This is a genomic window from Nonlabens sp. (assembly GCF_018401815.1).
Lineage (GTDB): Bacteria > Bacteroidota > Bacteroidia > Flavobacteriales > Flavobacteriaceae > Nonlabens.
Map to the genome: position 1 here is coordinate 1 of NZ_JAGYKG010000001.1, position 12,688 is coordinate 12,688.

Sequence of the window (12,688 nt, forward strand, 5' to 3'; positions counted from 1 at the left end):
TTAAGAAAGTAGTGTAAAACAGAATTAGTAATAAGGTTACAATTGTTTTTTTCATTATTTTAAATTTTAAAAAGGTTGTAGTTTCAAAATGCAATAATCCTTAAGGCAACGAACAGAGTTTCCGTTTGCTCGGTTGTTGGTATTCATGTTGGCATTGCTGCTATTGAAGTTGAGGTTGCGCGAATTGGTGCTGCTAACCGTACTGCTCCAATAGTTGCCGTTGGTACCGACATTGTTGAGCGAACCATTGCTGTTGTTGCGGTTGCCCGCCATGGGCAATAAAACATATCTTTTACACATCGTAAAATAAAAATTCATTTTACAACTGATTGCTCTTGTATCCGTGTCTTTTGAAAGAACGGACGATATGTTAGGATTAAATGCTGCACACTCCATACGTTTTGTTTTTCATTCTTGCGTATGAACTCCGGCAGTGTATTTTTGCCAAGAAGCCAATTGCTTCGACAATTCTTCTACTTGCATATTTAAAGCTACAAACCCTTTCATTCCTATTATTTTTAAGTCTTTACACAAACGAAGCAACAGACGAATAATTTCCACATTCTGTCTTGCTTGGTCAATAAATTGTTCCCTGTTGTCTTTTTTACTTTTATTCGCTTTATAAATATTAAGAAGCATATCTGTTGACTCATTCTTTAATCTTTCGCCCATGGTATATTTATACTCTCTTGAGAAAACTGCTGTTCGCTGATACGTTTGTATGAGCAAATCATAGCCTAATTTGTAAACCGGTAGTTCGGAGAAAAGTGCCATTGCCAAAAATCTTCGTTAATTATAATTTTTTTAAAATTCCGTTCCACAAAATAAAAATTGTAGAAGCGTTTGATTAGCTTACCCAACATTGCTTTTCTCAAATTGTATGAATTTGAATGTTGCATACACCCTAAATAAGAATTTAGAGTTGCTCTAATATCGCATAATTGCTGCCACGTAAACTGAGGCACTACAGCCATAATTTTATTTATTTCCTGTATTGCCTGATAAAAATTATTTTTTGTACGGTTGCCGACATAACTACAATGTGGTTTTATGATTAGTCCAAGAAACGGAATGCCATCCTCTATTGATTTTAACTCTATTTTATTGGGATGAACTTTGAGTTTTAAGTAAGAATCAAGAAAGTTGGAAAGTTGAGGGATGATGCTTTCCAAAAAAGACTTTTCGTTGTTAAAGAAGAGCATATCATCTACATAGCGCCCATAATATTTTATTTTCATTTCTTTTTTTACAAAATGATCAAAGTTATTCATATACACATTACCAAATACTTGTGAGGTTAAATTGCCTATTGGCAAACCTGTATTGTTTGGATAGTTAAACAGACTCTTCGAAGGGGGTAAACCTAACCAGTCCGATTTATTTCCTTTAATGCGACAATTTTCAGCAACATTGTTAAAAATCGTTTGCTTTATCAGGTAAATTAATGTTTCTCTGCTTATTCCTAAAAAACTCATTTTATTGGGCGGAAGCATTTCTAATACCTTCTCAAACAATATATCATGATTCATATTCATAAAATACGCCTCAATGTCCAACTTTAAGAAATACGTATCTTTAGTGAAATCTTGACTGCATGAACGCATAAACCCTCTAGCTCTATTGATACCAAAAAGAGTGCCTTTGCCAACTCTACAGCTATAGGTATCGTGAATTAGTTTGCTATCAATAATAGTGTAAATGCATCGATAGATAAAATGATGGATTACCCTATCTGTGAAATCTGCAGCAAATATCTCGCGCATTACAGGTTTTTGAATGATAAAAGCAATACAGGGTTTAGGTGTGTATTTTCTCTCAAAGATGGCTTTTGCCAATTGATGTAAATTCTCTTCTTGATTCAACTCGAAGGCAAGTTGGTTATGCGTATTGCGTTTGTTTTTACGGGCTTGCAAATAGGATAAATGCAACTGATATAAAAGCTGTTCAAATGTTTCCATTGCTCTTCTCAATTCGTTGTACTTCTAATTTTAATTCCTGTATAAAACCAAGACCTTGCATAGGCGTACTGTTTGCTAAATCGTAGTTTTTTATCATTGAAATAATCGTGGTCGTATCTAGCTGTGGATTATATAGAGAGGAAGACTCTTGTGCAGCTTCAATAATATTTTGTTCTTGTATGGTATCAATCCATTCTTTATAATCGTATTTTAGACTACCATCGTTGAGCAAAAAAACTACCTGTGTATCTTTTATTTCAAAGCTTTTTGCTTCAATTTTTTTTGTAATAAATTCCAAAGTCAATTTCCCTTTTTCAACTTCACTAACTGGAAAACCTATACTATAAACATCCGCTCCCACACTTTTTATAAATTTCCCGCTCACCTTATATTCCTTCACATTTTTTACAAACACCATGGCATCCTCATTATAACACTTATAATAAAGACCCTCCTTAAATAGGGTGAAGTATTTATTGCTTATTGCCGAATCTATTTTCTCTGCAGTAGTCATTAGAATGCTTTTTCTTAAAATCGACCGCTCCTTGGTATTAAAAACTCCCTGCCCTACGGGACAGGGAGTTAAAGTGTCAAATCAATCAAATCGCTACGCTAATCAAAGTATCAATCCTTAAGGCAACGAACAGAGAACCCGCTTGCTCGGCTGCCGGTACCCACGAGGGCATTGCTGCTACTGAAAGCGAGGTAGCGCGAACCGGTGATGCTAACCGTACTGCTCCAATAGAGACCGATGGTACCGACAGAGTTGAGCAAACCATTGCTGAGGCTGCGGTTGCCCGCCACGGGCAACTTAAGCGGTGAAGCAAAAGCACCTGTTGCGTTTTGGCTGTTCCAACTTATACGTTCAGCATCCCATTCTGTATTTGTTGGAATCCTATACCCACTTGGACAAGGGTTGTTTACCCCACTTACACCCTGCCATAAACCTGCATTTTGAGGGTTGCGCCAATCGTAATTTCCAGAATTAATAGTAATAAAATCACCATGTGCTGGTTGGTCTACCGAACTTAGGGTTGCTGTAGTTAACGAGTTACGGCACTGGTGCCCATCACTCCTGCGTCCCCATTGGTATAAATCACCGTATGAGCTAGCGTCTGTTGAACTTGTTGCAGCTTGCGTAGCGCCTAAGTTTCTGTCCATCCAAATTCTACCGGTGGTGGGGTTGGTAACGTCAACGACAGCTGTTACGCCCGAAGCACAGAATACAGCGCCAGCAGGGTATCTGCCTGTACCGCATGCTTCTATCCAAAATCCGGCATAGAAATTTAGACACTTTGTTGTGGTGTTAAAAATAACTAAACCATCTGCCGGTGATGCAATCGCATCCCTCTGAGTGGTGGTCATACGCGGAGGCAAAAATCCCTTGGTAGTTGATGATACGTCAAGTTCCGCAGAGGTATTGGGGTTTGTCGTTCCAATACCCACTTGAGCATACGTTGTTGCGGTTAATACTACTGACGCTAAAAGCGTGAAAATTTGTTTCATTGGTGTGTCTTTTTAATAGTATTTTTGATAGTGTGTTTTTTCTTTTTATAATTTTTTTCTCAATGAACGCCAACTAGTATATGGTCTTACAAAGTCAGACTTATCAGCCCTAAATCAGGGCGCTTTGTCTGACAAACGTTAGACTTTATTTATTTTTAAATATAATATTTTATACACATCCTAAAACAAAATTATAATTTTTTAAGGATTCTTTAGTTAATAATTTAAATATTATCATTTATGAAAACACTCTCTTGGTTTTTGTATAAATCAGTACACTTTTTGCTGACGATTTATGTTTATGGTTTGGTTTCTTGTCAATAAAACGGATTGAAGATTTTACAATTGGATTTTTCAAAGGTGTTAGAGAAGTTAACTAAAGTCACTGGTAACTTAAGAGATCTACACAATATGACTTACTTTAAAAATTAACATCTTAACCATGCACATTTGTTTGCAATTTGCAAACAAATGTGATAAAAAGAACAAATATTGGACAATATTGACAAAAATCTAATGATGCATAATCATGGAGTTGTCTTAAGTATGAGGTGGATATTTATGAATAATAAAAGCTTAGAAGGAAATTAATAATTAATTAACTGTTCAATATCAGTTATTTACATTCAATCTAATTCACAAAAAAACCATCCGAAAATAGGATGGTTTCTGTGGTCCCACCTGGGCTCGAACCAGGGGCCACCTGATTATTATAAGTGCAAATTTTGTACAGCTCCTACTACTCGTATTGCTTTAAAAAAGTATTTAAGCGATTTTGAAGATCAGCATCTGCTTTTACTAATGGCAACCTTACTTCATCACTGCACAATTCTAAATGCTGTAACAAGGCTTTGATTCCGGCTGGGTTACCTTGTTCAAAGATCATATCAATAACCGATGCCATTTTATAATGAACCTCATAAGATTCATCTACATCACCGTTTAAAGCGTAACGGATCATGTCAGAAAAATCTTGTGACATGGCTTGACCTATAACCGAAATAACCCCAGCGCCACCAGCAAGTGTCATAGCATTTGCAATCATGTCATCTCCAGAGATCACTAGAAAATCTTTAGGCGTGTACTGAATCATCTTCATGGCTTGTACCAGATCTCCAGCAGCTTCTTTAATAGCTACCACATTTTCAAAAGCAGCTAATCTTACGACCGTCTCTACTGACATATTAGAAGAAGTTCTTCCAGGTACATTGTACAAAATGATAGGCAACGGACTGGCTTCAGAAACCGCTTTAAAATGCTGGTAAATTCCTTCCTGTGTAGGCTTGTTATAAGATGGAGACACCGATAAGATAGCGTCAAAGCCAGTTATATCAGCTGTCTTTAGTTCGTTTACTACCACCGCTGTGTCATTCCCTCCTATTCCTATAACTAATGGTAAACGACCATCATTAGCCTGTTGAATCGTATGGATCACCTCTTTTTTCTCTTGCTTAGAAAGCGTTACACTTTCCCCAGTAGTTCCCAGCACCACTAAATAATCGATGCCATTTTCTACTTGATAGTTGACTATACGGGCGAGTGCCGGATGATCTACCGTTCCTTGTGCGTTGAATGGGGTTACCAAAGCAACACCTGTTCCTATTAGTTCTTGCATTTTATGGATGAAGTATTTTTAAATATTTAGCAATTTCGGAGATAAATACCTCTTGCTTTGTTAACGGAACGTTAACAGCAAGATCATACGTGTTTTCTTCATGAGAGGCGAGTCCCACTTTGAAGTTTGCATTCAGTTTCCTGCTGACGTATGTGGTGATCTGACTAGGCTGCTCGTAGTAATTGATTTGTAAATCGCAGGTAGCCGTTAAGCGCTCTAAAAGAGGACCTTCTTTGAAACCACCATACCATTTTACCGAACGATTATCAAAAAGAATTGCTGTTTTCAAAGCATGCTTCTTAACACTATCCGTATATCCTAATAGACTTAAGTTTTTTAATGGAATTTGTAGGTCAGTACACCATTTTTTAAACAACTCCACATCAGTACATGTATCTGCATCAAACACCACCACAAGAGATTGAGGCCATTGTGGACGGTGATTCCTGGAAATATGATCCAATTTACGGGATTCTTTTCGCAGCCATCGCTGCTTTAAAATATCAAAAATCATGTACTTTTACTGCTTATTCTACTTCACAAAAGTAGTACAATAGCACGAGGCTTATGAAAAAATATAGGTTAGAAAATAGGAAGGGGACTTGGAACTATTCCGCTTTCGCGAAAGCGGTAGTATTAGCAACTATTTTTCTGGTTTCTTGTAACCAAAAAGAATACCATCTTCAAAAAGTAGTTGGAAGTAAAATTGCAATAGACAGCAGCCTAACTAGTGTACCAGAAATCGAGGAGTATATCGCTCCTTTTAAAAAGTCTTTAGATGTTCAGATGAATGAGCAGTTGAGTTACAATCCTGTTTCCATGTACAAAAGCGATTATAAACTCAATACGCCCATCGGAAATATGATGGCCACTATTGTAAGAACACAAGGAGCGCCTGTTTACAAATCTAGAACTGGAAAATCTATAGATATCGTATTGCTTAATAATGGCGGAATCAGAGCGGGTATGCCAGCTGGTCCAGTAAGCATGCGTAGCGCTTATGAAATCATGCCTTTTGACAATGAGATCGTCATTGCCGAGCTCACCGGAGATCAAGTCAACGAACTCATTAATTATCTTATAGAACGCAAAAGTGCACACCCTATTGACGGGTTACAAATCTTATTGAATGAAGATGGTACTGCAGCCAGCGTTCTTATTAACGACAAGCCATTAGATACAAATAAGGTGTATCATGTTGCTACAAATGATTACCTCTATAATGGTGGTGATAACATGAGCTTCTTTAAAGACACCCCATTTACGAGCTTCGATTATAAAATCAGAAATGCGATGATCGATTACTTTAAAAAAGTAGACACCTTAACGTTTCAAAGAGACCACAGATTTGACTACGCGCACTAATTAGTTCCTTAAAGCAAGAAAATGGAAAGAAGAAAATTTATACGCAATACGAGTGCAGGAATAGTAGTAGGAAGTGCTTTATGGTCTAATTATGCATTGGCAAACGGCATCCTTACCGCTCCAGAGTTAGCAGCCGGAACTAAGAAAATAACCATTCTCCACACTAATGACACCCATTCTCATATCGAGCCTATTTCTGGCGGTCGCAACCATGGACGCGGCGGTGTTGCTCGCAGAGCCGCATTGATCAATAAGGTAAGAGAAGAAAATCCTAACAGCCTTTTATTAGACTGTGGTGATATCTTTCAAGGGACACCCTATTTCAATTTTTATGGAGGTGAGCTGGAAATAAAGCTGATGAGCATGATGGGATATGATGCCGCTACCATAGGAAATCATGACTTTGACAACAGCATTGAAGGCTTATATGCGCAATTGCCTCATGCTACTTTTGATTTTGTTATTTCCAATTATGATTTTTCCAACACCATTATGGACGATCAAATCAAAACTAGAAAGGTCATTATTAAAAACGGTGTGCGTATAGGATTGTTCGGTTTAGGAATACAGCTGCAAGGCTTAGTAGATCCTAAGATGTATAAAGAAACGGTTTATAATGACCCTGTTGAAGTGGCTAAAGACCAAGTGCGTTTGTTAAGAGAAGAAGACCACTGCGACATCGTTATTTGCATGTCCCATTTGGGCTATTCTTACCGAGGTGATAAGGTCTCTGACGTCTCACTAGCAGCAGTAACCTCTGGAATTGATTTAATCATAGGTGGCCATACACACACTTTTCTCGATGCCCCAGTACTCGTAAAAAATGCAATTGGAAAAGACGTACTAGTGAATCAAGTAGGTTGTTACGGAATCAACCTAGGCCGTATAGATTTTTACCTCAACGAAGGAAAAATAGATAAAGGTATGGATGTGGTTTATGAGTTGTAACAGTAAAAAGCAACTGCTTCAGCTGTAATTCAATAAACATATAGGAACAACAAAACGATTACTAAAGGATTTATCACCTCTGGAATATTGGAATCCATTGGGATTCTAAGGTTATCAAAAGGATTCACTCACAATGTGGTCCGAGACTGACCCTTTCCTAATATCCTACATTTTATGAGTAATGACCCGGTATTGGAGAGTTACCTAAAGAAATAGCGCAATAACATTTGAAAAACTAACATGGCCGTTTTAGATTCCATGACAGTTATGCTCTTGCTGCAAATGCGATGCTGTTATCGCTTGCACCAACACAAATAAAGCTCGTGCTACCGCCCTAATTACTTGGATGTTTCAGGAATGCCACTCCAATCCTTCAATGAGCGCTATAGGTGCTTATAGAGCTGCTATAGTTTGAGGTGTTTTAAAATACTTTCAGTGGCCAGAATTGCTACTAATTCTCAAAGTATCTTTATAGGTTGTATTGCAGCACTTACCAGTAATTTAGCTATTTATAAGTACGCCACAACTGGAATGCACAACACACTAGATGTATTTCCTAGTAATGGAGTTGTAGGTATTATAGGGAAGATTCTAACCGCTGTATTTGCAAAAGAAGTAAGGCTAGTTTACGGTGAAACAGAAACCTTTATGTGGCATATGATTACATTAGTAGCTATTGCTATTGTTACTTTTAGAAGTAGTTTTATTTTTTATAAGATCCTAGATATATGCATACCCATAAGAGTTACTTTCGATCAAAAAGAATGGGGTTTAGGCATAAGTCAACAGGGAATAGTTATGGATTCATCTCCCGTCTACATCCTTTTAAAAGCCATTTCTGTATAAGCACTTTTATGCTCTAATGTGAAGACGCTTTCGCGAAAGCGAAACCCAACAACTAATTATACCATTACCTATTCGAACCCTCAACCATTTCTAAAAACGCCGACTCACTAATCATAGTTATCCCTAGCTTCTCTGCTTTTTCCAATTTGGAGGGCCCCATATTTTCACCGCGAACTAAGTAATCTGTTTTACTGGAAAGCGAACTACTTACTTTTCCACCATTATCTTCTATAAGTTTTTTCAAATCGTTTCTAGACATTTCAAAAACGCCCGAAATCACAAAACTCTTGCCAACTAATTTATCTGTCTGACCTTCTAATTGTTCTTCAGAAAGTGCCAATTGCACTCCTGAGGATTGAAGTCTTTTCACCATATCTAGTTGGTGTGGGTCCGTAATAAAGGCCACTACCGACTCAGCAATACGCTCCCCTATCTCTGGCACAGCGGTAAGTTCTTCTGTTTTTTTTTCAACTGCGCTACTGACATCTGCAAAAAGATCTAGGTTTTCCTTCTCTGGCTCTGCGGGCATTTTAAACAGGGCCTCTATATTTTTATAATGCTTGGCCAGTTTTTTAGCCACCGTTTCACCTACATATCTAATTCCTAATCCAAAAAGAACACGCTCAAATGGTACCTGCTTACTGGCTGCGATACCATTGATCATATTCTCGGCACTTTTTTGTGCCATACGCTCTAATGGCAAAACTTGCTCTACAGTTAAATCGTATAAATCGGCATAATTGTGAATCAATCCGGCTTCTACTAACTGATCTACGGTTTCTGAACCAATGCCATCTATATCCATAGCTTTACGAGATATAAAATGTTGGATGCGACCTTTTACTTGTGGCGGACATGCCATTTCATTGGGACAGTAATGTTTGGCATCACCTTCATTGCGCACTAATGCGGTATGACATTCTGGACAATGTGTGGCGTAAACGGTAGGCACAGAGTTTTCTGGTCGTTTTGATACATCTACCGCTACAATTTTAGGAATGATCTCACCGCCTTTTTCTACATATACCTCATCGCCTACTCTGATGTCTAACTTTTCAATTTGGTCCGCATTATGCAAACTTGCCCGTCTTACGGTTGTTCCAGAGATTTCTACCGGTTTTAAGTTTGCCACTGGTGTTATAGAGCCAGTGCGTCCAACTTGATAGGTGATTTCTTCTAGCCGCGTCGTAACTTGCTCTGCTGCAAATTTGTATGCCATCGCCCATTTGGGAGATTTAGCGGTAAAACCCAACTCTTCTTGTTGCCGCAACGAATTCACCTTTACAACCACCCCATCCGTTTCATAAGGCAATTCCCTTCTTGCTACATCCCAGTAATTGATAAATTCAAAAACCTCTTCGATAGAGTTGACTAACTTGGATTCTTTGGGCACCTTAAAACCCCATTTTCGTGCAAATTCCAAAGAATCTGACTGTGTTTTTACAGGCAAATGTTCTCCAGCAAGTGAGTACAAAAGGCAATCTAAAGGTCGTTTGGCCACTTCGGCACTGTCCTGTAATTTCAAACTACCGCTAGCGGTATTTCGCGGGTTGCGATATACATCCAATCCTTGAGCCTCCCGTTCCTCATTCATTTTATAAAAACCCTCCCAAGGCAATACAATCTCACCGCGTATTTCAAATTTAGTCGGCACATCCGCTCCTTTTAACTGCAGTGGAACCGACTTGATCGTGCGCACATTAGCAGTTACTTCATCACCTTGATTTCCATCACCACGGGTAACCGCTTGTACAAAGGTTCCGTTTTCATAATGCAAAGAAATACTAGCCCCATCGTATTTCAACTCACATACGTATGAAATATCACCGTCAACTATTTTTTTGATGCGGGTCTCCCAATCTTTTAAATCCTCTGTAGAATAGGAATTATCCAGAGAGTACATGCGGTTGATATGCTTTACCGTACGGAAGTTTTTGGTCACCTCACCACCTACTCGTACCGACGGACTGGTTGCATCATAGAACTCAGGATGAGCGGCTTCCAGCGTTTTTAATTGCTCCAATTTCTTATCAAACTCAAAGTCTGATATGGTAGGATGATCCTTAACGTAGTAGTTATAATTGTGCTCACGCAACTCATCGCGTAAGGATTGTATTTGTTCTTTTGGACTCATAGAAAATGTCTATCTTCTGCTCAAATTTTAAGATTCTAAAATACAATAATGAGCGCTAGATTTCTAATTCTTTACAGTTTGATATTAACACTGTTGTCCTGCACAGAACAGGAGGTAAAACCGTTGCGCATTTCTATTATTCCAGCCCCGCAATCCTTGCTTGTTAACCCTGGATATTTTACGATTGACCCGTCCACCCTCATCAGCAATACAGATGACTTTACGCATTCTGTGGATTTTTTAAAAAGCTTTTTGGAAGTTACAACTAACCGCAGTTGGGAAACTAAATACGCTACAGAAAACGTCATCCTATTTGAATATGATGCATCCATAACAGCTGCCGAAGCGTACACCTTAGAAAGTAATGCCCAGCAAATTTTAATTAAGGCAAGTACCGACGCTGGAGCTTTTTATGCAGTACAAACACTGATCCAGCTCCTGCCTTTTGAGTTGGAGAAACCGGTCAATGCGCAACCGATTCACCTGCCAGCCGTCAGCATAAAAGATCAACCTCGTTTCTCTTATCGAGGCATGCACCTAGATGTTTCTCGGCACCTATTTGACGTCGAGTTCATTAAAAAATATATAAACGCCATGGCGATGCTCAAGATGAACTCCTTTCACTGGCACCTTACTGACGATCAAGGCTGGCGCATTGAAATTAAAAAATATCCCAAACTTCAAGAAATTGCTGCTTATAGGGACAGTACTTTGACAGGACATTATAACGAGTCCCCAAGATTATATAATGATAAAAAATACGGTGGTTTTTATACGCAGGAAGAAGTTCGTGAGGTGATCGCTTTCGCGAAAGCGAGACACATCAACATCATCCCAGAAATAGAAATGCCTGGACACGCACAAGCTGCAATCGCTGCTTATCCCGAATTGGGCTGTACCGGAAACGAAACAGGTGTAGCAACAGAATGGGGTGTTTTTGAAAATATTTACTGCCCCAGTGAGGCAACCTTTACATTCCTTGAAAACGTTCTGGACGAAGTCATGGAATTATTTCCATCTCCCTACATTCACATAGGTGGAGACGAGGCGCCTAAAACACAATGGAAAACAAGTGACATGGCTCAACAAGTCATCAAAGAAAACGGCTTAAAAGACGAAGCTGAACTCCAATCCTACTTTATACAGCGCATGGAAAAGTATGTCAATTCCAAAGGTCGCAATATTATCGGTTGGGACGAGATTCTAGAAGGGGGTCTGGCACCCAATGCAACAGTGATGAGTTGGAGAGGAACCGCAGGCGCAGTTGAAGCTGCAAAAGCAGGTCACGACGTCATCATGACGCCTACTTCTCATTGTTATTTTGATTATTATCAAAGTGAAAACGATGACGAACCTACCGCAATAGGCGGATTCTTACCCCTAGAAAAAGTATATCATTTTAATCCAATTCCAAAAGAACTCACTGCCGAAGAAGCAAAACACATTTTAGGCCCACAAGGAAACATCTGGACAGAATACATGACTACGAGCGACCAAGTAGAATATATGGCTTTTCCGCGTATGCTTGCTATGAGTGAGGTGGCATGGACCGCAGCCGAAAATAAAGACTATGCTAGTTTTATAAATCGAGTGGAATATTTCCATAAAAGAATGGATGAGATGGATATCAATTATGCCAACCATTTATATGAATTAAAAGGCTCGTTTAATGAGAGTCAAGAATATGAGTTACAAACTTTGTTACCTCATTACGATATTAGATACACACTGGATGGTACAGAACCTACAGAGACGGCTACTTTATACAAAGCCCCTATTCCATTTACAGCAAATATGACTTTAAAAGCTGCTGTTTTTAATGAAGAAAAACAAATAGGTCGTTTATTTACCCAAGAGTTTTTATACCACAAAGCTGTGGGCGCTAACATTAGCATCAATAAAGAACCTCATAAATCCTATCCCGGCAGCGGTGCAGCAGGGTTGATCAATGGAATTAAAGGAAGTGACTCGCGTTATGGCGATAGCGAATGGCTGGGTTTTTGGGGCGATGATATTGAGATTGAAATTACTTTTAAAGAATCTATTGAAATAAATGAAATCGAATTGCGATTTTATAATGCGCCTGGGCAATGGATTTATGCTCCCACACATATTGTCTATTTAACAAGCGAAATGCCTGGAGAAAAGGTTTACATGGAAAAATCAAAAGAAAATAGTTACAACTTAAAAATTGACCAACCAGGCGCTGTGGACTCCATTAAACTAGTTATCCCTAACTACGGCATCATCCCAGACGGCAAACAAGGTGCAGGAAATAAAGCCTGGACTTTTATAGACGAAATTATTATCAACTAA

Annotated in this window: 12 protein-coding genes; 4 read left to right on the forward strand and 8 right to left on the reverse strand. The window is 38.7% G+C overall.

What is annotated here, in order from left to right:
• Window positions 1-66 precede the first annotated feature (66 nt).
• The 7 genes from KG732_RS00005 to KG732_RS00035 form a co-directional block, all read right to left on the reverse strand.
• Window positions 67-396, reverse strand: a complete 330-nt coding sequence (locus tag KG732_RS00005; RefSeq protein ID WP_213519986.1) for a hypothetical protein — start codon at window positions 394-396, stop codon at window positions 67-69.
• Between the two features lie 12 nt (window positions 397-408).
• Window positions 409-774: a four helix bundle protein gene (locus KG732_RS00010; RefSeq protein ID WP_300980294.1), complete on the reverse strand. Its 366-nt coding sequence runs from the start codon at window positions 772-774 to the stop codon at window positions 409-411.
• On the reverse strand, window positions 738-1,958 hold the full coding sequence (locus tag KG732_RS00015; RefSeq protein ID WP_213519990.1) for an RNA-directed DNA polymerase: 1,221 nt from the start codon (window positions 1,956-1,958) through the stop codon (window positions 738-740). The genes KG732_RS00010 and KG732_RS00015 overlap by 37 nt, the downstream gene beginning before the upstream one ends.
• Window positions 1,945-2,472, reverse strand: a complete 528-nt coding sequence (locus KG732_RS00020; protein ID WP_213519992.1) for a hypothetical protein — start codon at window positions 2,470-2,472, stop codon at window positions 1,945-1,947. The genes KG732_RS00015 and KG732_RS00020 overlap by 14 nt, the downstream gene beginning before the upstream one ends.
• A 110-nt stretch (window positions 2,473-2,582) precedes the next feature.
• On the reverse strand, window positions 2,583-3,323 hold the full coding sequence (locus tag KG732_RS00025; protein ID WP_213519994.1) for an FISUMP domain-containing protein: 741 nt from the start codon (window positions 3,321-3,323) through the stop codon (window positions 2,583-2,585).
• Between the two features lie 880 nt (window positions 3,324-4,203).
• Window positions 4,204-5,079: a 4-hydroxy-tetrahydrodipicolinate synthase gene (dapA, locus tag KG732_RS00030; RefSeq protein ID WP_213519996.1), complete on the reverse strand. Its 876-nt coding sequence runs from the start codon at window positions 5,077-5,079 to the stop codon at window positions 4,204-4,206.
• Window position 5,080: 1 nt separating this feature from the next.
• A complete protein-coding gene (locus tag KG732_RS00035) occupies window positions 5,081-5,593 on the reverse strand; it encodes a hypothetical protein (protein ID WP_213519998.1) in 513 nt (170 codons plus the stop codon).
• A gap of 53 nt (window positions 5,594-5,646) precedes the next feature.
• On the opposite strand from KG732_RS00035, the gene KG732_RS00040 reads away from it, so the two are divergent.
• The 3 genes from KG732_RS00040 (at window position 5,647) to KG732_RS00050 (ending at window position 8,238) form a co-directional block, all read left to right on the forward strand.
• Window positions 5,647-6,444 (forward strand): 5'-nucleotidase C-terminal domain-containing protein, encoded by a 798-nt coding sequence (locus KG732_RS00040; RefSeq protein WP_213520000.1) that lies wholly within the window; start codon window positions 5,647-5,649, stop codon window positions 6,442-6,444.
• A gap of 21 nt (window positions 6,445-6,465) precedes the next feature.
• Window positions 6,466-7,392, forward strand: a complete 927-nt coding sequence (locus KG732_RS00045) for a bifunctional UDP-sugar hydrolase/5'-nucleotidase (RefSeq protein WP_213520002.1) — start codon at window positions 6,466-6,468, stop codon at window positions 7,390-7,392.
• Between the two features lie 435 nt (window positions 7,393-7,827).
• Entirely contained in the window at window positions 7,828-8,238 is a 411-nt protein-coding gene (locus KG732_RS00050; protein ID WP_213520004.1) for a hypothetical protein, read from the forward strand.
• A gap of 64 nt (window positions 8,239-8,302) precedes the next feature.
• Here KG732_RS00050 and ligA read toward each other — a convergent pair whose 3' ends face one another.
• Window positions 8,303-10,372, reverse strand: coding sequence for an NAD-dependent DNA ligase LigA (gene ligA, locus KG732_RS00055; protein WP_213520006.1), 2,070 nt, complete (start codon window positions 10,370-10,372; stop codon window positions 8,303-8,305).
• Window positions 10,373-10,420: 48 nt separating this feature from the next.
• On the opposite strand from ligA, the gene KG732_RS00060 reads away from it, so the two are divergent.
• The gene (locus KG732_RS00060; RefSeq protein ID WP_213520008.1) at window positions 10,421-12,688 is read left to right on the forward strand and encodes a family 20 glycosylhydrolase; all 2,268 of its coding nucleotides are present in this window, start codon (window positions 10,421-10,423) and stop codon (window positions 12,686-12,688) included.